Below are 21,381 nucleotides of genomic sequence, written 5' to 3'. Positions count from 1 at the left end.
AAAGAGTCCTTTTTATTTAGTTTAATTAGTATTATTTTCTATGGACTTTTTCAAACGACTGCGAGACAATGAAGCTAGTATAAAGAGAAAGAAGGGAAATAATTTGGGAAATTTAACAATGCCAAAAGGCTTTTTATGGGGAAGTGCATCGGCTGCTTATCAAATTGAAGGCGCTTATAATGAAGGTGGCAAAGGGATGTCCAACTGGGATGAATTTGTCAAAATACCTGGAAAAACGTACAAAGAAACAACGGGAGAAATTGCGGTTGATCACTACCATCGCTTTAAAGAAGATGTTGCTTTGATGGCCGAAATGGGGTTAAAAACCTATCGCTTTTCAATCTCTTGGCCACGAGTGTTTCCAAATGGACGTGGCGAAGTCAATCCAGAAGGCATTCAGTTTTATGAAGAATTAATCGATGAATGTATCAAATATGGTATTGAGCCAATGGTAACGTTGTACCATTGGGATTTACCGCAAGCCTTGCAAGAAGAGTATGGCGGTTGGGAAAGTCCTAAAATTATCGATGATTATGTTCATTATGCAACCTATCTGTTTAAACGTTTCAAGGGGAAAGTGAATTATTGGATTACGATTAATGAACAAAATATCTTTACCAATTTCGGTTGGATGACTGCCATGCATCCACCAGGCAAATTTAATCAAGAAAAATTATTTTATCAAGTCAATCACCATGTTTTTCTTGCACATGCCAAAGCGGTTGTCGCTTTTAAAGAAATTATCCCTGATGGAAAAATTGGTGCTAGTTTTGCTTACAGTCCAAGCTATGGATTGGATTGTCGCCCGATGAATGCGATGGCAAAATTGGATTTTGATAATTTGAAAAATTATTGGTGGTTAGATGTGTATGCCTATGGCCGTTATCCAAAAACAGCCTATCGTTATTTAGAGAAAAAAGGTGTTGCTCCAACTGTGACTGCAGAAGATGCTGCGTTGTTAAAAGAAGCAGCAAGTTTAGTGGATTTCATGGGTGTGAACTATTACCAAACAACAGTTGTTGAATACAATCCAATGGACGGCGTGACACCATTTGCTGAAATGAATACTTCTGGTAAAAAAGGGACAGGTCAAGTGACAGGCGAACCTGGAGTCTATAAAAATCCAAGCAATCCTTATTTAGAAACAACGGATTGGGATTGGACAATCGATCCTGCTGGTTTGCGTTATGCTTGTAAAGAAATTACCAGTCGTTATGATTTACCGATTGTCATTTCTGAAAATGGCTTAGGTGCGTTTGATGAGAAAACTACAGACAATGCTATTCATGATGACTATCGAATTGCCTATTTAAATGCGCACGTCTATGAGTTAATGCGTGCAGTCGAAGAAGGTAGCGACGTATGGGCATACTGCACATGGTCATTTACAGATTTATTAAGTTGGTTAAATGGTTATCAAAAACGTTACGGCTTCGTGTATGTCGATCGTGACGAAGAAGGTGGTTCATTAGATCGCTATAAGAAAGATAGTTATTACTGGTACCAAGAAGTGATTCGGACGAATGGTGCTTCAATTGAAGAGTAACTTCTGACAGCTTATTCTAAGGAATAAGCTGTTTTTTTGTTTTACGAAATATTTACATTGTTTACATGAAATGCATTGGAAATTTATTGGAAATTGATGTTCATTCTTTATAGTGAAGAAGTCATAGAGGACAAAAACAAAAAAAGAGGAGCAACAAAATGAAAAAATTATCACTTGGTTTAGGGTTAGTATTCTTATTATCAGCAGGTTTATTAGCTGGATGCGGTAATTCAAAAGACACGACTGCAAAAGAAATAGATAAACTGACCATTGTGCAAATGCCCGATGAAAATAATCCTGATGCAGGAACCAAAAATGAAGAATTTCGGAAAGATATGTCCGATGCGCTAGGCGTAGAAGTAGAAGAATTAGAAGGTGGCGAATACTCAGTTGGTATTGAAGCAATGAAAGCTGGAAAATTAGATGTATTGTTAGTTTCACCGATGAGTTATTATCAAGCGAAGAAAATTGCCAACGTTGAGCCATTAGTAACAACCACTTCGATGGGTGAAGTACCTTACAAAACGGACTTTATTGTAAGCAAAGATGATACAAAGACGAAAAATTTAGCAGACTTGAAAGGGAAGACTTTTGCGTTTGTTGACCCAGCTTCTTCATCTGGTTATATGTTCCCAAAAGCAAAATTAGTTCAAGAGTTGGGCTTAAATGCCGATAAATTAGAAAATCCTGGTTATTTCTTTGAATCCGTTACTTATTCTGGCAAACACGATTCAAGTGTCGTTGGTGTCGCAAAAGGTGATTATCAAGCAGCCGCAGTGACGGCACAAATTATTCCAGATTTAGTTGAAGCAGGTCTAATCAATGAAGGCGATATACGTGTTGTTGGTGAAACAGATGTGATTCCAAATGCTTGCTATGTGATTCGTGCAGATTTACCCCAAGAAATGAAAGAGAAAATAAAAGAGTTTTATTTAGGTTATGAAAATGAGGCGTACTTTGAATCATTTTATGGTGATAAAGGAATACGTTTTATTGAAGCTAAAGATGAAGACTACAAAGTAATTGATGAAATGGTCAAAGCGTTAAACTTGGAGGAGGAATAATATGACGACTCTTTTAGAAACTAAAAAATTAGGAAAAAGTTATAATCAAAAAGATTTTGCGTTAAAAGATGTCAACTTGCAAATTCAAGAGGGAGAATTTATCGTTATTATTGGACCTTCTGGTGCCGGTAAATCAACCTTCATTCGTACAATTAATCGAATGGTTGATGCTAGTGAGGGAGAAGTCATTTTTGAAGGTGTGCCGATGAATAAGCTAAAAGGGGGCGCCTTGCGGAAGCAACGCTCTAAAATTGGCATGATTTTTCAACATTATAATTTAATCGGGCGTACAAATGTCATTAAAAATGTTTTACATGGGCGCTTAGGTCATGTCTCACTTTTTCGTAGTCTCTTTGGTTTATACAGTGAAGAAGACAAACAAGAAGCGGTGGCATTATTAAAAAAAGTGGGCTTAGAGAAACAAATCTATAAACGCGCAAAAGAATTGTCGGGTGGGCAAATGCAACGTGTCGGCATCTGTCGCGCAATGATGCAACGCCCAAAATTAATTTTAGCAGATGAGCCAATTGCTTCCTTAGACCCTAATTCAGCGTCCATCGTAATGGATCATTTGAAAACAGTAGTAACGGAAAAAGGCATTACATGTATCGTCAATTTGCATCAAGTAGACTTTGCAAAAAAATATGCGACTCGCATTATTGGTATCCACAGTGGGAGTGTTGTTTTTGATGGCAGACCAGATGAACTATCAGAAGACGTTATCCAACAAATTTATTTAGGAAAAGAACATGAGATGACCCTTCCGAAAGAAAAGGAGTTTGTGATACAAGGAGAGATTAGTTATGCAGAGATCTAATGCATCAGCAGTTCCGACAAAAACGTATAACTTGGCGATTTATCTAGGGTTAATTGCGTTGACAACTATTGTCACTTTTATGTATTTAGATATTAATATGATGGAAATTGTCTTGTCATTTCCGCAATTTATCTCATTCTTTGTTACGAATTTTTGGCCAGCAAATATTGCATCTCTACCAACATACCTGCCTTATGTTATTGAAACGATTTTATTTGCAGTCGTTGGTACCTATGTTTCTGCAATCTTGGCATTTGTCTTAGGGCTATTAATGGCTGAACAAACAAACCCATTTGCTGGTTTCCGTGTAGTTGTTCGTGCGCTTGTTTCCTTCATGCGTAATATCCCAGTATTAGTATGGGCCTCTTTATTAGTCTATATTTTCGGTATTGGCAGTCTGGTCGGATTAATTGCGTTGATTTTGGCAACTTTAGGATTTTTAACGAGGTCTTATGCGGAATCGATTGACGAAATTGCTGGGTCTAAATTAGATGCATTGAAAGCCAGTGGTGCTTCTTATTGGCAAATCTTATTTCATGGTTTGCTACCAGAGTTTGCTCCTGCTTGGTTAAATTGGACGTTATTTTCATTTGAAATCAACATCCGTGCCTCATCTATTTTAGGGATGGTTGGAGCTGGCGGAATTGGGATTATGATTCAAACCAATATCCGTTTATTCAAATACCATGAAGCATTATCATTAATAATATTATTAGTTGTTATGGTTTTATTGACAGAATTTTTAGTGAATCGGTTACGAAGAGCTATCAGTTAACAAAGAATAATAAATAAAGGAGCATTGTATGGAAAGAATTAGACTTTCACCGGTTCGACAGCAAGCAATAAATTTAGTCACTATAGTAGGGGCAGTCACATTGTTTTTAGTCTCCGTGTATTTTTTACAATTGGATGTTGGAAAGTTTATGTCACGTTTTGCAGATGCTGGAGATATTGTGAAGCTTTTCTTTGATTTAAATCTTCAAGAATTGCCAGTTATTATCTCTGAGTTATTTGTCTCTATTTCAATGGCATTAGGTAGTTTAGCAATCGGCATTTTACTTTCGTTTGTTTTAAGTTTTTTAGGTGCGACAAATACCGCGCCGTATCCGTGGGTTTCGGTGCTAGTTAAAGCGATAATTAGTGTAATTCGTGCAGTGCCAGCATTAGTTTGGATTTTAATGTTAGTAGCTAGTTTAGGATTTGGTAACGCTGCTGGATTAACGGGGATGGTTTTTCCAACAATGGGTTATTTAACTAAGTCGTTTATCAGCTCGATTGAAGAACAAGACCCAGCAATTATTGAAACATTAAAATCAACAGGAGCCACCAAATTGCAAATCATTACGGAAGGGTTGCTACCGAATCTCACCCAGCCATTTTTATCATGGATTTCGATTCGTTTAGAAGGAAACATTGCCGAATCAATTTCATTAGGGATGATTGGTGCGGGCGGTATCGGTACATTACTAATGAAGTCAATTGGTAAATATGATTATCCGCTGATTACGACGATTATTTTGACCATTTTTTTAACAATGGTTACTGTTGAGCTACTAGTTACCAGATTAAAAAAACAATTAAGATAGGAGCTTTTATCGATGAATTATGTTCGTTTGCCTTTAGAAAATACCTATAATACACGTGAACTTGGTGGATACCAAACAAGTAATGGGATGACTGCGTGGAAGACATTTTTGCGTAGCGATGATTTGAAAAATTTATCTGAAAATGATTTGCAGTTTTTAGTTGATTATGGTGTATCCACAGTGATTGATTTACGTGGTGAAAAAGAAAATCAAGAAGGACCGCACCCAAAAGAAAGTTCCTTTTATTATTATAATATTCCATTAGCAAGTGAAAATGCGGTGAATATGGAATTACCTTTAGCTGATTTTCGTTTTGAAGATTTTTATATTCAGATGTTGCTTGATAAGCAATCAGGCATCCGACAAATTTTCACCATTTTAGCAGAAGCGTCTAATGCTGTATTGTTTCATTGTGCTGCTGGCAAAGATCGTACTGGTGTAGTAGCAGCTCTAATCTTAGGTAGTGTTGGCGTTTCAAACGCTGATATTATCGCAAATTATCAAATAACACATACGTATTTATCTGTAAATCCCTCATTTGCAAAAAGTCTGGCACCGATGACAGAACTATTACGTTCAGATGCGGAAGTAATGGCGTCCACTTTGGCTTTTATTGAACAAACATTTGAAAGTATTCCTGCATACCTAAGACAAATTGGTGTGACAGAAGATGAGTTAGCTGCAATTGAACGAAAGTTTTCGGTTCAACTAGTTTCTACAAAATAAAAAAGGTAAATCGGATCAATTGACCGATTTACCTTTTTTCATCTTAATATCGCCAACTATCTGCTGAAACGACTCGTGCACCAAAAGGCATCAACGCAAGTTTTGCTAGCTTGAAAGATTGCTTTCCAAATGGAATCCCGATAATCGTTAGACACAACACGATGCCACTAGCAATATGTGCTAAAGCAAGTGGCAATCCGCTAATAATTAGCCAAATAATATTGATTAATAAAGACACACTACTGTCGCTATAAACAACTTCTTTTCCAAAAGGCCATAAACTTAAGCCTGCTAATTTAAAACATTGCACACCAATCGGAATTCCAATAATCGTGATAGACCAAAGTAAACCGGCTAAAAACCAGCCTAGAGCGCCCACAAGACCACCAAAAATCAACCAGATAAGATTTCCAAGTAATTTCATATGATCACCTATTTCTATTTTTCTCTAGTTTATCAAGAAATTGTACGAATAAAAAGGGACTTCAGACGGATAATGCAAAAGAGTAGTGACGATGCACTACTCTTTCGTGGGGGATACAAATAAGGAAATATTGTATATAAGTTATCCGGCAATCACATGGGGGCAAATCCATGCGATTACTGGGAACTAACGTATTAAGGTAATTTAATCACTTCTTCGGTATCTTTATCAAAGAAATGAGCTTTATTGATATTGAACGCTAAATCAATCATTTCACCTGGTTTGTGGTAATCACGTGCATCCACTTTAGAGATGAATTCTGTCTCACCAATTTTTGTATAAAGCATCGTTTCCGCACCAAGTAATTCTGAAACGACAACTTCAGAATGGACTGTCGATTCTGGTGAAGCATCAATTGCGACTTGTTCACTGTTGATATCCTCTGGACGAATACCGAAGATTAGTTGTTTGCCTTCGTAACCTTTTTCAACTAAGACTTTGTTACGGCCTTCAGGGATACGTAATTTCAAACCGTAACCATCAGTAACAACACCATTGTTTAACGTAACATTGAAGAAGTTCATCGCTGGGGAACCAATAAAGCCGGCAACGAAGACATTTTCAGGTGTATCGTAAACTTCTTTAGGAGAACCGATTTGTTGGATGAAGCCATCTTTCATAATAACGATACGGTCAGCCATCGTCATTGCTTCCGTTTGGTCATGCGTAACATAGATGGTTGTTGTTTCTAAACGTTGGTGTAATTTAGCGATTTCGGCACGCATCGCTACACGTAGTTTAGCATCTAAGTTTGATAAAGGTTCATCCATTAGGAAGACTTTCGCATCACGAACGATTGCACGTCCTAAAGCCACACGTTGACGTTGACCACCAGATAAGGCAGCTGGTTTACGATCTAAATATTCTGTTAAACCTAAAATTTCTGCAGCATTTTCAACACGTTTTTTAATTTCAGCTTTGTCATATTTACGAAGTTTTAGACCAAATGCCATATTGTCATAGACAGTCATATGTGGATACAAAGCGTAGTTCTGGAAAACCATCGCAATGTCACGGTCTTTTGGTGCAACGTCATTCATTACTTTGTCACCAATTGACAATTCACCTTCAGTAATATCTTCTAAACCAGCGATCATGCGTAGTGTTGTTGATTTCCCACATCCGGAAGGACCAACGAATACGATAAATTCGCGATCTTGAATATTTAAGTTAAAGTCAGTTACAGAATAGTTTTCTGCATTGTCATATTTTTTATATACATTTTTTAAGGCCATTTGTACCATGAACTGTTCCTTCTTTCTACGTCATTTATTTGATAAATCAACTATAAATGAAACCGTTTTAACGAGCAACGTCAAGATGCACAAAAACTAGTCACTTTTTTTGTGCATCTTTGAAATCGCTTTTATTCAAAGGTCATTATGAGTAAGTAGCAGAGGAATAGATGATTCATTTTCTTTAAATTTAATAGGGTGCGTTTTTGAAACTTATCAATTTGGTATTGGACGGTATTGCGGTGCATGAATAATTCTTTGGCTGTCGAGCTGATATTGCCTTGATTGTTCCACAGGGCAATAATAATAGCGACGATATCGTCTTCGAACCAATTCGTATACAAACAGCGCATCATATAACTGTCGCTGACAGCATGTTCTGCAAAGAAACGAATCACACTTTGACCTAAATCAAAACATTTGGCTTGCTTGTTATAGGTTATTTCTGTTTGAAATAATTCTTTTTCTTCTTGTAAAAGACGTGTAAATTCACGGTCATATGGATAAAATACGCCGACAAACAAGCGTGTATACGTATCAAAGTCTCCATCCAAGGCTAGAAAAACGCCTTCCAGTTCTTCTGCTGAAAGAACTTGTTCGCTGTACGCTTCGACTAATATACAAATCGTTTCAGTCAGAAAGAAGCAATCAACTAAAGCTGGTAACAAACTTTTAATTTCTTCGCTCCAACTATCAGAAAGAGTACCCAGTGATTGGAAAGTTACTTGAATTATGCGATAACGACCATTTGTCACAGGTGCTTGTTTTCCTTGAAAGAGTGCAGAATACCAAGGATGCTTGCTATTAGAAATAACTGGTTTTTGTTCTTTTGTTAGTGTCGTAAGTAAGCGTTGTTCACTCGCTGAAAGATTTTCTTTAGAAATCCAAAGAAAATTAGTCTCTACTGGGAGGGAAAAAAATGAGGTGTCATCTGTTGCATGTGCATGTATAGTTGCCTCAGGATAAATTTGTTGCCAATCATGAAGTTTCATCAAAAAACCACCTTGTCTAAGTTTTGTTCCAATTGAATCTACTTACTAAGCATTGTATCGAAAGTTTGGTCGAAGGAAAAGCAGAATTTTTCGATTAAAAAAGATTGACAAGTTTCGAAGAAAAATGTAAAGTAAAAACAACTTAAAAAAAGACATCGAAAAGAAGAGTAACATTGTTTACTATTTGAAGAGAGTTTCTGGTTGGTGAGAAGAAACAGTAGGAACTATGTGAAACACATCTTGGAGTCGACTTTTTGAAGCATGAGTAGGAAAGTCCGGGGAGCCCGTTACAGCGATGGTTATTGATAGATAACTTCATGAGGTTTATCCTGCGAGGGATAAATAAACAAAGGTGGAACCACGTAATTTACGTCCTTTAGTCATTTTGACTAGAGGACTTTTTTATTTGTTCCAGCTATCGATAACTAACAGAGTTCTTTGTCTGTGAAGCAAAGATAAAATGAGGTGGCACCACGCAAACGCGTCCTCTTGGGAAACCAAGGGCGGTTTGCGTGGTTTTTATTTGAAAAATTTTAATCAGAAATGAGAGGAAGTCAACATGGATATTTTAATTTCAGTTTTTCCGCAATTATTTAAAGGAACCGGTATTACCTTGCAACTATTTGCATTAACGTTGCTGGGCTCGATTCCACTAGGGATTTTATTTGCCTTTATTTTAAGTAGTCAGTCGAAAATCTTTAAATCAATTATTCAAACCTATGTTTGGTTGATGCGTGGAACACCACTATTGTTGCAACTTATTTTTGTCTTTTATGGTTTAGCAACAGCCAATATTATTGTGCTTGACCGATTCGAAGCAGCTGTGTTTGCGTTTATTTTAAACTATGCAGCATATTTTGCAGAAATCTTCCGTGGGGGGATTCAATCAATCCCTAAAGGCCAATACGAAGCAGCACAAGTACTACGTTTAACTAAACGACAAACGATTTTTAAAATTATTATTCCACAAGTTGGGAAAATCACGCTACCTTCTGTCGGCAACGAAATCATTAGTTTAGTCAAAGATACTTCGTTAATCTACATTTTAGGTCTATCTGACGTGATGCGTATCGGTAAAATTGCGATGGAACGTGAAGCGACATTGTTACCACTCATTGGTGTGGGAATCATTTATCTCGTTATGACCGGTGTGTTTACAATCTTATTAAAACAAATCGAAAAACGTCTAGACTATTACCGTTAGGAGGAAGAAAAGATGCTTGAATTAAAGAAAATAACCAAATCATTTGGCAAAAAAACGATTATTAATCAACTGGACTTAACAATTCCAGAAGGTACTATTTTAGCGATTGTCGGACCTTCTGGTGGGGGAAAAACGACTTTACTACGCACACTCGCTGGCTTAGAGAAAGTCGATAGTGGTGATTTTTTACTCGATGGGAAAAAGTTTGACCCAATCAATCTGAAAGAACAAGAACAAGTGGTCGGAGTTGTTTTTCAGGATTTTCAATTGTTCCCACATCTAAGTGTGTTTGAAAATATCACGTTAGCACCTAAAATGGTCTTGAAAGAAACAGAGACAGTTTATACCGAAAAAGCGCAAAAGCTAGCGAAACAATTAGGTTTGGAAGGTTTATTGGACCAATATCCCTATCAATTATCTGGTGGGCAAAAACAACGGGTAGCGATTGCTCGGGCAATGGCGATGAACCCTCGTGTATTAGCATATGATGAGCCTACGAGTGCGTTAGATCCGGCGCTACGTCAACAAGTGGAACACTTGATTTTAGATTTAAAAAAAGAAGGCGTGACCCAAATCGTCGTAACACATGATCTGGTTTTTGCAAAAAATATTGCGGATAATTTATTAGAAGTGTCACCAGTTCAATAAAAGGAAAAATTAGGAGGAAATTCGTATGAAAAAATTAACAGGTTTAGTAATGGTTGTCGGTTTATTGGTATTAGGGGCATGTGGTACCGGGGACAAAAAAGAAAGAGAAAGCGCAGCGGATAAAAAAGAAGTCGTGGTTGGCTTAGATGATACGTTTGTACCAATGGGGTTTCGTGATGACAATGGTGAATTAACAGGTTTTGATATTGAGTTAGCAACGGCAGTCTTTGATTTATCAGATACCAAAGTTACTTTCCAACCAATTGACTGGGCGATGAAAGAAACCGAATTAGACAATGGCACAATTGATATGATTTGGAATGGATATACAGTGACACCCGAACGTGAGAAAAAAGTATTGTTTTCTGATGGGTATATGACCACGTACCAAGTATTAGTTACTGCAAAAGATAGTAAAATTACAGAAACATCTCAAATGAAAGATAAAGTGTTGGGCGCTCAAGAAGGTTCGTCAGGTTATAAAGCATTTACTGAACAACCTGAATTGCTACAAGATTTGGTGAAAGACAATGATGCGACTTTGTATGCGAGCTTTAATGAAGCCTTTATCGATTTAGAAAAAGGGCGTATTGATGGTTTGTTAGTTGACCGCGTGTACGCAGAATATTACTTAACACAAGCCGACCAATTAGCGGACTTCAATGTCATCGAAACACCATTTGAAAAAGAAGATTTTGCAGTCGGTGTACGTAAAGAAGATGACAAATTGGCGCAGAAAATTAATGAAGCTTTCACAGAACTAAAAGATAATGGGACATTCGCTAAGATTTCTGAAAAATGGTTTGGCGAAGATGTATCAGCAGAATAATCGCTAAAGAAGGAAGGAATTTTGTGTTCCTTTCTTTTTTTTTGTATAATATATAGAAGGGAAAAGAGGGATGACGATTGGCTCAGAAAAAAACACGAGCAAAAAAGCGTAAAACAAAAAAACAACTCGAACAACAGGAGAAATTAACTCTGATTGGCTTAGGATTCCTGTTTTTTTTATTTGCATTATTTGGTTTATTTCAATTAGGATTTTTAGGACGATTAATTACAAATGGTTTCCGCATTGTCGGTGGGAATACCTTTCCTGCACTCTGTGTGGCGCTAGCAGGGTATGGCATTTGGCTGATGTTTAAAAATAGCGCAGCGAAAGTAACAAATATTCGCCGAGTGAGTGGGATAATTATTATTTATGCAGGAATTTTAATTTTCTTTCATGCCCATTTATTTGGCCGTTTACAATCAGCTGACCCAAATATTATTCAAACAACTTGGGGCCTGTTATTAGAAGATATTCGGGCAAATGATGTTATGCATAATGTTGGTGGTGGCATGCTAGGAGCAGTGCTGTACACCGGTAGTTACTTTTTAGTTTCTCAAATTGGTAGTTACTTGATTGGTGCATTACTTGTTTTAGTGGGTGCTTTTTTTGCCAGCCAAATGAATAGTCAACAACTACTGGAAGCTTTGCATGCAATCAAAGAAAAAGTGGAGCAGTTGTTAGAAGGCAATCCAGAGAAAAAAGCGCAACGTGAAGAACGAAAACAAGCGAAAAAAGCAGCCAAAGAAGAAAAGAAAGCGGCGGAACGTGCCGCTGTTTTAGCAGAATTAAAAGAGCAAGAAAAGAATCAAGTGCGTCCGATGACCGAAGAAGAAAAGGAAATACAAGTCGGCGAAATTCCACCAGAGACCGAACCAGAGCAATTGAGTTTTGTGCCAATTGATAGTTTTCAACAGCAAATGGCACCGGCTGAACCTAAGCCTAAGAAGAAACCTCAGCCTGAAGCCGAGGTGGAAGATGGCGAAGTGTTGGAATTTGACATTCCGCAAGAAGTGGAAGACGAAGACTATGAATTACCACCGTCTACTTTATTAGGAGAAGTCAAATCAACGGATCAAAGTAGTGAGTACAAAAAAATTGAACAAAACATTACCGTTTTAGAGAAAACCTTTGAAAGCTTTGGCGTTGATGCTAAAGTAGTCAAAGCGAGTTTAGGTCCAGCTGTAACCAAGTTTGAAATTCAACCTGCCATTGGTGTAAAGGTTAGCAAAATTGTTGGTTTAACCGATGACATTGCGTTAGCTTTAGCAGCCAAAGATATTCGGATGGAAGCACCGATTCCAGGGAAATCCTTGATTGGGATTGAAGTACCAAACGATGCTGTCAGCATGGTTTCTTTTAGAGAAGTGATTGAGGCTGCGCCAGCTCATGGCGATAATTTGTTAGAAGTCCCTTTAGGACGAGATATTTCAGGTCGTGTCCAAACAGCAGACTTAACTAAGATGCCACATTTACTGGTCGCCGGTTCGACAGGGAGCGGGAAATCCGTTGCGATTAACGGTATTATTACAAGCATTCTGATGCAAGCCAAGCCTCACGAAGTCAAATTGATGATGGTTGATCCGAAAATGGTTGAGTTGAATGTTTATAATGGCATTCCACATCTATTAACGCCCGTCGTTACGAATCCTAGAAAAGCCGCCCAAGCACTCCAAAAAGTAGTCAAGGAAATGGAGGAACGCTACGAAAAATTTGCAGCAACTGGTGTGCGTAACATTACGGGATATAATGAAATGATTACTCAACGAAATCGTGAGACCGGCGAAAAACATCCGATTCTACCGTTTATTGTGGTAATCGTTGATGAGTTGGCAGATTTAATGATGGTGGCAAGTAATGAAGTGGAAGATGCGATTATCCGCTTGGCGCAAATGGCACGGGCAGCCGGCATTCACATGATTTTGGCAACCCAACGTCCAAGTGTTGATGTTATTACCGGTATTATTAAAGCGAATGTGCCATCACGAATGGCTTTTGCGGTATCAAGTGGTACGGATTCGCGAACAATTATTGATACCAATGGTGCTGAGAAATTACTTGGACGAGGAGACATGTTGTTCTTACCAATGGGTGAAAACAAACCAATTCGCGTACAAGGAGCCTTTATTTCGGATCAAGATGTCGAGGCTGTTGTGAAATTCGTGACGGATCAACAAGGGGCAAACTACGAAGAAAAAATGATGGTAACCGAAGAAGAAGTATCCGCAACAGGTGGTGGAAGTGAACCCCAAGACGAATTATACGAACAAGCCAAAGAATTGGTTGTTGAAATGCAAACAGCAAGTGTGTCATTGTTGCAACGTCGTTTTAGAGTCGGCTATAATCGTGCCGCTCGTTTAGTGGATGAACTAGAAGCCAATGGTGTGGTTGGACCATCCGAGGGTAGTAAACCAAGAAAAGTATTAATTACAGGTATTCCAGATGATTACGAATTACCCGAAGAACCACCAGAATAAGATGAATAGCTAAGAATTAAAAACAAGACGAGTGCTCGTACACTCGTCTTGTTTTTTAATATCTACTTGCTAATTCAACAATTTTGACTAATGTTTGGCTCGCTTTAGTCATTGCTTCCAAGGTGATGAATTCGAATTGACCATGGAAATTTTCGCCACCTGTAAAAATATTTGGTGTAGGTAGACCCATCATTGAGATTTTAGAGCCGTCTGTCCCACCTCTAAATGGTTGTACATTAGGCGTGATATTTAATTCTCGCATTGCGATTTGTGGTAATTCAATTGCGAGCGGGTGTTGATCAATCACTTGGCGCATATTGTAATATTGGTCCTCAATATGATAAGTAATTCTTGGTGTATCCAAGCTTAGATTTAACTGGTCCAGAATAGTCATCATCTGTTGTTTACGTTCAGCAAATTTTTGTTCATCATGGTCACGAATAATATAGTTAAGAGTGGCATGATCAATGGTGCCAGTGAACTTGTTTAGTAAATAGAATCCTTCGTAATCTCTGGTTTTTTCAGGTACTTCATCTGCTGGTAGCGCTTGGTCGATGGCTTGTCCTAGCTTTAGTGCATTGACCATTTGACCGTAAGCTGTCCCAGGATGGACGCTCGTTCCTTGAATTTCAATATCGACTTTTGCAGCATTGAATGTTTCGTATTCAAAATTACCCACACGTCCGCTATCGACAGTGTAAGCAAAGCGAACTGGAAACTTTTCAACAGGGAAACGATCCGCACCACGCCCAATCTCTTCATCAGGTCCAAAAGCCACCCAGACATCACCACGGCTTTCTTTTGGCTGGGTAATTAATTGACGTAGCATTTCTAAAATCTCCGCAATACCTGCTTTGTCGTCGGCACCAAGCAGTGTTAAGCCGTTGGTCGTAATGAGGGTTTCTCCAACATAATCTTTTAGATTGGGAAATTCAGCCGTCGTCATGATAATTTGTTGTTCTTGATTAAGCACGACGTCTTTGCCATCATAATTTTCAATCACTTGAGGTTGATTATTTTCCGCATTAAAATCAGCCGTGTCTAAGTGGGCAATAAATCCTAAGGCCATTTTCTCTGGATCACCAGCAAGTTTGCCTAAAACAAAGCCATTTGATTCATCATAGCTGACATTTTCTAATCCTAAATCTACTAAACGTTTTTCAAGTATTTTCGCTAATTCAATTTGACCAACGGTTGTCGGAACCGTTGGTGATTGTTCATCTGAACGTGTGTTGACACGGACAAATTCTAAAAAATCAGTTAGTAATTGATTCATGCTAAACATCCTTTACTCTTCAATATAAGCTTCCCGTAAGTTGAAATAATCACCATATGAATGGTAGACAATATTCTTAGCTTTTGGATTGACTAAATAATTTGCGGCACTTTGATAAAGAGGCACTTGAGCAGCATCGTCTTCAAGCAAGATTTTTTCCGCTTGTTTGTAATCTTCAAAGACTTTATTTTCATCATTGGCATCAACTGTAATCGCATCGCTAACTAATTTAGAAAACTCTTCATTCTCATATTCCCCGTAATTATAAGAAGAACCAGAGCGATATAGATTGAAATAAGAATTCAAGTCGCTACTACCAGCAGTCCAACCAGAAAGAGAAAGTTCATATTTTTTATCTGCTCGTGATTGGTTCACATTGTTTGCTGGTTGTGGTGTAATTTTGATTTTCAAACCAGGTAAATTCGTTTCTAATTGATTTTGTACAAACTCTGAGATTTTCTTGCCATTTTCAGAATCATCAACAAGTAAGGTTAACTCGATCGTATCAAAACCTAATTCTTTTTTAGCAGTGGTCCATTCTTTGGTTGCTGCATCTAAATCATAGACATTGTACTCGCCACTATACGCACGGAAATCTTCGTTTGTTTCTGGATTCGCATACAAGTTGGCTGGAATTAAGCCGTTTAAAGTCGCTGAGCCATCTGCTAAGACATTGTTGACTAATCCTTCTTTATCAATCGCCAGTGCAATGGCTTTGCGGAAGTGTTTGTTGCCTAACTCGTCATTAGCTTTTTTATTAAAGTCTAAGAAACGATTTGCAACTTCTTGTTGAGAAACAATCGCTTCATTGTCTTTAAAGTGTTGCACATTTTGTCCAGTAATCTTTGTGAAATCTAATTCACCTGTCTCAAATAAGCCAATCCCTGTGCTTTCTTCTTTGATGGTAGAGCCATTGACTTCCGTTAATTTTACTTTATCCGCATCATAGTATTCAGGATTTGGTTTTAATGTCCAATTATCAGAAGCTGGTTCCCAATTTTCTAAAATAAACGGTCCAGAATAAATCATGTTTTCGCTTGATAACGCATAGTTGTCACCTTGTTCTGTAACAAAAGCTTCATTTTGCGGTGCTAACCAACCAATCGAAACAATCGATAAGAAAGAAGGTTGTGGATTGATTAAAGTCACTTCAAATGTTTGTTCATCCAACGCCTTTAAGCCAATTGAATCAATATCTGCACGGCCTTCACGAATATCTAGACTATTAACCACATTATCTAACCAATAAGCGTTTGGTCCCATTGTTTCTGGATTGACAAGTCGTTTCCAAGAGAAAAGAAAATCATCTGCTGTGATTGGCGTCCCATCACTCCATTTGATGTCGTCTCTTAAATGGAAGGTATAAATTTTCCCGTCTTCGCTAATATCAACAGATTCAGCCAATGCTGGTACCGTTTGACTGTCATCATCTAATCGATACAAACCTTCAAAAATATGTTGAACGACGGTAAAAGTGACCTTATCAGTCGTTTGTGTGGTATCAAGTGTCGATAATTGTGCCGGTAAACTTACCGTAATATTTTGTTCTGTTGCTACGCTACTTTCTGTAGACTCGCTGCTAGTTGTCCCTTTTGCACCACAACCAGCTAAAAGTAACGCTGTTGCACTAAAGAAAAGTGCAGATTTAACCCATTTTTTCATTGTTGTTCCCCCTTTTTTTATAAAAAAAGTCCTTTTACTAACAATTGTTAGTAAAAGGACGAATTTATCGCTGTACCACCTTTGATTTCAAAGCCAACATCTGATAGATATTGGTGTTCTATTATAACGAGTGAACCTTCTCGAAATTGCTTCATCACAATTTATTTCTCAGAGGCCATTGTTCAATTTACTCATTCGCTCTTTTCACCAGCCAGAACGTCTCTTTAAAAATGAAATAAACCTACTTTTCTCTTCATCGAAATTTAATTCTATGAAATTGGTTTGATTTTATCTTAAGAGTGTCCAACTGTCAATTAGAAAATATGAATCACCAAATTCGTTTACAATCGTGCATCCCAATAGCCGCAGAACGGATCAATTGGACTAACGCCTTTAAAGGTAGATTTACCGACCAGTTTTTTGACGATTTCTGTAGGGTTAAATTCATTGGCTGTGTAGGCATTAATATAAGTTTTAATCATTGGCACATCTTGTAGATGATACGGATTGGCAATTGAAATAAAGGCTGTCGGTAATTCTTGAACGAACCATGGCACATCTAAGCCCATTGGTGGTAGCCAGTTAATACGGACCGTTGTTTGATTACTTGCGGTTTTAATATTGGCAAAATAGAGAACTAAATCGTAGCGTTGTTTTAATTCTTCGACCGAACCACTGAAGAAAAATGAGCCCATCGTTTTTTTATCAAATCGTTCGACAAGAAACCCTTCTTTTTCTAATTCAGCTACAAATGCTTGGCTAACAGGTGGCTTGCCACTAGAGCTGACAACATCCCCTAAAACAAATAACAACACTCTTTGATGTTTTTCAGGTGAAAGTGGCAGAAGTGCTTGTGTATCTTTGACTAACGTAATAGATTCATCTGAAAGTTCATATGCCCATTGACGATGTTGTTCACTGCGTAATGTTTGCAATTGTTCTGCTTGGGGCACTAATTCTGTTTTATCGAACAATTTTAGAGAGGATTTGGTCGCTAAAATCCGAGTAACTGCTTCGTCTAAGCGTTCAGCTGAAATTACTTGTTGACTAACGGCACTTTGAATAGCTTGATAATCCTCTTGCAAATCACGCGTGAATAATAGCATATCGCATCCAGCATTGATGGCTTGTGCCAACAAGTCTTTACGCATCCCTTTACTTGCAAAACCAGCCATATTGGTTGCATCCGTGACGATTAACCCGTTGAATCCTAATTTTTCGCGTAGTAAATTTTGTAACAGCTCAGGTGAGAGCGAGCCTGGCATAATTTCTTCGTCTTTAATGGACGGATTGAAAAATCTTGTATACGCAGGTTGCATGATATGTCCAGCCATCACAGTTTTTGCGCCGGCTTCAATTAATTCGCGATAGACCATGCCATAAGTTTCGTCCCATTCAGAGGTACTGAGCGAGTTTACAGAAGTGACTAAATGTTGATCGCGATCATCGACACCATCGCCTGGGAAATGCTTGATAGACACAGCAACGTCTTCTTCTTGGCAACCTTTGATGTATTCTAATGCTAAATCTTTGACTCGTTTTGGATCAGAACCAAACGTGCGAACATTGGTAATGGGGTTCGAGTAATTCATATTAATATCGATGACTGGCGCAAATGACCAGTTACAACCCACCGCAGCCCCTTCTTTTCCAGAAATTTTACCTAGGCGATAGGCATGTTTATTGTCTTCGGCAGCAGCTACTTGAATCGCACGTCCGTAGAAGGTACCATCATTCCCAATACCATCACCACCAGATTCTAAATTTGCTGCTAATAATAGCGGTAGCCGACTTGTTTGTTGAATAAAACGGTGAATATCTTGAATTTGTTTACTGTCACCCGGACGATACATCATCGCTCCTGGTTGGTAATGGGTAATGACTTGCGCCAATTCATCAAAGTCTTTATAGTCACCGTGTAAACAGAAGAGTTGTCCAATCTTTTCTGCGATAGTCATATTGTTTACTGTTTGATAGACGAAGCTTTCTTGTTCTGCAGTTAAGAAAAAGGGATTTGCTTGTAAGTTAATCATAAAAAAATTCAACCTTTCTTGTGACGGAGTAGTGTTGATTGGTGTCTTTAGCATAGTGCCATGTCAGGCCAATTGTTATAGATACGACTAAAATGAATGCGTTGTCATTTTAGTTATATCCTGTTTAACCCTTAGATTAAGGTTAAAAGTGAGCGTCTCACATGACAAAATTGTTCGTTCGTTGTTACTTCAATCAATGTTGTGTAAGTTCGTTTTTCGCTATACTCAATATATAAACAATAAAGGAGAAATTCAAATGTTACAAGTAGAAAATTTACGTAAAGTTTATGGACAAAATGTCCAATATGAAGCATTAAAAGGCATTGATTTGACCGTTAATGATGGCGAATTTGTTGGTATTATGGGACCGTCTGGGAGTGGGAAAACAACTTTCTTAAACTTACTAGCAACCATTGACCAACCAACAAGCGGCAAGATTTTATTAAATGGTAAAAATCCCAATGATTTGGATCAAGAGAAAATTGCCCAATTTCGTCGCACGCAATTAGGTTTTGTCTTCCAATCATTTAACTTGTTGCCGACGTTAACGGTGGAAGAAAATATCGTCTTACCTTTAACATTAGATGGCGAAAAAGTAGCAGTGATGAAGAAGAAAGTTCGTGACATTGCTCCACGTTTGGGGATTGACGGGTTATTAAATAAACGAATTGCAGAAATTTCAGGTGGGCAAGCGCAACGCGTGGCTGTTGCCCGTGCGATGGTTCATCAACCAGAATTGTTACTAGCCGATGAACCGACTGGGAACTTAGATACGAAATCATCAAAAGATGTGATGGGCTTGCTGCGTCAATTAAATGAAGAAGAACGTGCAACGATTTTACTCGTGACCCATGATCCTTTGGCTGCAAGCTATTGCAAACGGATTGTTTTTATTAAAGATGGCGAATTGGTTCACGATATTCATCGGAAGGATAGCCAAAAAGCCTTTTATGAAGAAATTTTAGAAGAATTAGCAAGAATTGAAGGTGTCGATAATGAATTTTAGACAATTTGTTGTGCGTAATACAATGCGCAACAAGCATTTGTATTTAGCGTATTTTTTGAGTACCTTGTTTTCAGTCATGGTGTTCTTTACGTTTAGTGTCATGGCGTTTCATCCGTCGTTGTCAGAAGGACTGAATGAAAATGTGAAGACTGGGATGTTAGGTTCTGCGATTATTATTTATGGCTTTGCGTTTTTCTTTGTTATGTATTCGATGGGTGTCTTTTTGCAATCACGAAAGAAAGAATTTGGCTTGTTGATGATTCAAGGGATGAGTCCGAAGCAATTGCGAAAAATGGTGTTTATTGAAAATCTAGTCATTGGTTTCTTTGCGACAATTTCTGGTAGTGTGCTAGGTCTTGGTTTTTCACAATTGATTTTGTGGATTTCTCGTGTGACGTTATCAATTGACTTTCCATTTTATTTCCCTGTAAAAGCTTTGGGCTTAACGATTGTTTCCTTCTTGCTGCTGTTTTTCTTAATCTCATTTTTTATTCAATTTCGTTTGCCGAAACTAAACGTGCAAGAATTGTTAAAAGCCAATGAATTAGGAAAAGGGACATTTAAAGTATCAATTATTAAAAGTATATTAGCTATCATCTTAATTGGTGGTGGATATACGGTTGCATTGTTGGCACCAGGAATGTCTGTGGTCGTTGTTTTCTTACCAGTTGTATTTACGGTCATTTTAGGTACAAATTTCTTATTTAATCAGTTTAGTATTTTTGCCATTGAACGTGTGAAAAAAAGTGAGTCGCTGTTTTGGAAAAAAACTAACATGGTTGTTTTTTCTGACTTAGCCTTTCGGATGAAAGACAATGCGCGTAGTTTCTTCCTTGTGTCTGTTATTTCTACTGTCGCATTTGCGGCAATCGGCACATTGTATGGCTTACAAGAGATTATCTTAGGTAGTGTTGGTACGGCACCATACGATTTTTCTTTAATGGATACCAATGAAAAAGAAAAGAAACAAGTTGATGACGTCTTGGCGCAACAAAATATTGATACAAACCAAGTCACCTTCACTTATTATATGGATAACGAACAACAAGTGATTACGGAATCAGAATTTAACAAATTAGCAAAAGTGATTGGTGAAGATCCGGTCTCAGTTGGTGACCAAGCCATTCAATTAAAATCATCGGAAGTCTTTAATCAAACCAGTCAACAACCGAATGTCAATGTAGCGGAACAAACCTACGAAGTCAGTCAATTAAAGGAGTCTTCGGCACTGCCAATCTATATGCCGACGTTTATTATTCCTGACGGTGAAAATATTCCAGGACAAGCCTCATCAATGACGTATTGGGTAGTCACAAAAGGATCGGAAGAAGCTCAAATTCAAGCAGGTACTGAATTGAGCAAGCAAGAACTGTATGCAGTACAAGCAACGGCCTTTATGAAAGATACCATTATTAAGTCCTATGCACCGGTATTGTTTGTAGGAATTTTCATCGGTATTGTTTTCTTCGTATCAGCTGGAAGTTTTTTGTATTTCCGTTTGTATAGCGATATGGATAGCGATATTGAGAAATTCAAAATGATTTACAAACTGGGTTTATCTAAAAAAGAATTGAAAAAAATGATTTATCAACAAGTCGGTATTTTATTCTTTACCCCGATTGTCGTATCATTTGCCCATGGGATTGTTGCATTGACGGCGATGTATCATATGTTTAATTTATCGATGCAAACTGCTGGCTGGCAAGTCTTGGGTGTTTTCTTATTGATTCAATTACTCTATTACCTAATTGCCCGGATTTTCTACTTCCGTAAAGTCTATCAAGGTGTAACAGCGTAAT

General features: G+C 37.9%; 18 protein-coding genes and 1 other annotated feature. Of the genes, 12 read left to right on the top strand and 6 right to left on the bottom strand.

Annotation, left to right across the window (positions count from 1 at the left end):
• Positions 1 to 118: 118 nt before the first annotated feature.
• From BAU17_RS08770 to BAU17_RS08745, 6 genes are all read left to right on the top strand, one after another.
• Positions 119 to 1,546, top strand: a complete 1,428-nt coding sequence (locus tag BAU17_RS08770) for a glycoside hydrolase family 1 protein (RefSeq protein WP_161902482.1) — start codon at positions 119 to 121, stop codon at positions 1,544 to 1,546.
• A 158-nt stretch (positions 1,547 to 1,704) separates the two neighbouring features.
• Positions 1,705 to 2,610: a phosphate/phosphite/phosphonate ABC transporter substrate-binding protein gene (phnD, locus tag BAU17_RS08765; RefSeq protein ID WP_161902438.1), complete on the top strand. Its 906-nt coding sequence runs from the start codon at positions 1,705 to 1,707 to the stop codon at positions 2,608 to 2,610.
• Between the two features lies 1 nt (position 2,611).
• Positions 2,612 to 3,427, top strand: a complete 816-nt coding sequence (gene phnC / locus BAU17_RS08760) for a phosphonate ABC transporter ATP-binding protein (protein WP_161902437.1) — start codon at positions 2,612 to 2,614, stop codon at positions 3,425 to 3,427.
• Complete coding sequence (gene phnE / locus BAU17_RS08755) at positions 3,414 to 4,202, top strand: phosphonate ABC transporter, permease protein PhnE (RefSeq protein ID WP_161902436.1); 789 nt, start codon at positions 3,414 to 3,416, stop codon at positions 4,200 to 4,202. Before phnC ends, phnE begins: the two co-directional genes overlap by 14 nt.
• A 28-nt stretch (positions 4,203 to 4,230) precedes the next feature.
• On the top strand, positions 4,231 to 5,013 hold the full coding sequence (locus tag BAU17_RS08750; protein WP_161902435.1) for a PhnE/PtxC family ABC transporter permease: 783 nt from the start codon (positions 4,231 to 4,233) through the stop codon (positions 5,011 to 5,013).
• Positions 5,014 to 5,025: 12 nt separating this feature from the next.
• Positions 5,026 to 5,739: a tyrosine-protein phosphatase gene (locus BAU17_RS08745; protein ID WP_161902434.1), complete on the top strand. Its 714-nt coding sequence runs from the start codon at positions 5,026 to 5,028 to the stop codon at positions 5,737 to 5,739.
• A gap of 43 nt (positions 5,740 to 5,782) precedes the next feature.
• Here BAU17_RS08745 and BAU17_RS08740 read toward each other — a convergent pair whose 3' ends face one another.
• The 3 genes from BAU17_RS08740 to BAU17_RS08730 form a co-directional block, all read right to left on the bottom strand.
• The gene (locus BAU17_RS08740; protein ID WP_161902433.1) at positions 5,783 to 6,163 is read right to left on the bottom strand and encodes a YccF domain-containing protein; all 381 of its coding nucleotides are present in this window, start codon (positions 6,161 to 6,163) and stop codon (positions 5,783 to 5,785) included.
• A gap of 194 nt (positions 6,164 to 6,357) precedes the next feature.
• On the bottom strand, positions 6,358 to 7,467 hold the full coding sequence (locus BAU17_RS08735) for an ABC transporter ATP-binding protein (protein ID WP_161902432.1): 1,110 nt from the start codon (positions 7,465 to 7,467) through the stop codon (positions 6,358 to 6,360).
• 122 nt (positions 7,468 to 7,589) lie between these two features.
• On the bottom strand, positions 7,590 to 8,450 hold the full coding sequence (locus BAU17_RS08730; RefSeq protein WP_161902431.1) for a helix-turn-helix domain-containing protein: 861 nt from the start codon (positions 8,448 to 8,450) through the stop codon (positions 7,590 to 7,592).
• 146 nt (positions 8,451 to 8,596) lie between these two features.
• Positions 8,597 to 8,830, top strand: a binding site (T-box leader).
• Positions 8,831 to 9,009: 179 nt separating this feature from the next.
• Between BAU17_RS08730 and BAU17_RS08725 the strand changes: the two genes are divergently transcribed.
• The 4 genes from BAU17_RS08725 (at position 9,010) to BAU17_RS08710 (ending at position 13,605) form a co-directional block, all read left to right on the top strand.
• Positions 9,010 to 9,654 (top strand): amino acid ABC transporter permease, encoded by a 645-nt coding sequence (locus tag BAU17_RS08725; RefSeq protein ID WP_161902430.1) that lies wholly within the window; start codon positions 9,010 to 9,012, stop codon positions 9,652 to 9,654.
• 12 nt (positions 9,655 to 9,666) lie between these two features.
• Complete coding sequence (locus BAU17_RS08720) at positions 9,667 to 10,302, top strand: amino acid ABC transporter ATP-binding protein (RefSeq protein WP_161902429.1); 636 nt, start codon at positions 9,667 to 9,669, stop codon at positions 10,300 to 10,302.
• A gap of 25 nt (positions 10,303 to 10,327) precedes the next feature.
• Positions 10,328 to 11,131, top strand: coding sequence for an amino acid ABC transporter substrate-binding protein (locus tag BAU17_RS08715; RefSeq protein WP_161902428.1), 804 nt, complete (start codon positions 10,328 to 10,330; stop codon positions 11,129 to 11,131).
• A gap of 77 nt (positions 11,132 to 11,208) precedes the next feature.
• Entirely contained in the window at positions 11,209 to 13,605 is a 2,397-nt protein-coding gene (locus BAU17_RS08710; protein ID WP_161902427.1) for a DNA translocase FtsK, read from the top strand.
• Positions 13,606 to 13,660: 55 nt separating this feature from the next.
• On the opposite strand, the gene pepT is transcribed toward BAU17_RS08710, so the two are convergent.
• The 3 genes from pepT to BAU17_RS08695 all read right to left on the bottom strand — a co-directional run bounded on the left by pepT (position 13,661) and on the right by BAU17_RS08695 (position 18,576).
• Positions 13,661 to 14,881 (bottom strand): peptidase T, encoded by a 1,221-nt coding sequence (pepT, locus tag BAU17_RS08705; protein ID WP_161902426.1) that lies wholly within the window; start codon positions 14,879 to 14,881, stop codon positions 13,661 to 13,663.
• Between the two features lie 12 nt (positions 14,882 to 14,893).
• The gene (locus BAU17_RS08700) at positions 14,894 to 16,543 is read right to left on the bottom strand and encodes a peptide ABC transporter substrate-binding protein (protein WP_161902425.1); all 1,650 of its coding nucleotides are present in this window, start codon (positions 16,541 to 16,543) and stop codon (positions 14,894 to 14,896) included.
• Positions 16,544 to 16,884: 341 nt separating this feature from the next.
• Complete coding sequence (locus tag BAU17_RS08695; RefSeq protein WP_161902424.1) at positions 16,885 to 18,576, bottom strand: glycoside hydrolase family 3 protein; 1,692 nt, start codon at positions 18,574 to 18,576, stop codon at positions 16,885 to 16,887.
• Positions 18,577 to 18,832: 256 nt separating this feature from the next.
• On the opposite strand from BAU17_RS08695, the gene BAU17_RS08690 reads away from it, so the two are divergent.
• Together BAU17_RS08690 and BAU17_RS08685 are read left to right on the top strand one after the other, a co-directional pair.
• Positions 18,833 to 19,582, top strand: a complete 750-nt coding sequence (locus BAU17_RS08690; protein ID WP_161902423.1) for an ABC transporter ATP-binding protein — start codon at positions 18,833 to 18,835, stop codon at positions 19,580 to 19,582.
• Positions 19,572 to 21,380 carry an ABC transporter permease gene (locus BAU17_RS08685; protein WP_161902422.1) on the top strand — a complete coding sequence of 603 codons (1,809 nt, stop codon included), beginning with the start codon at positions 19,572 to 19,574 and terminating at the stop codon, positions 21,378 to 21,380. The genes BAU17_RS08690 and BAU17_RS08685 overlap by 11 nt, the downstream gene beginning before the upstream one ends.
• Position 21,381 lies beyond the last annotated feature (1 nt).

The sequence above is a fragment of the Candidatus Enterococcus willemsii genome, assembly GCF_009933335.1.
GTDB lineage: Bacteria > Bacillota > Bacilli > Lactobacillales > Enterococcaceae > Enterococcus_F > Enterococcus_F willemsii.
This window is presented reverse-complemented; position numbering and strand designations above follow the sequence as displayed.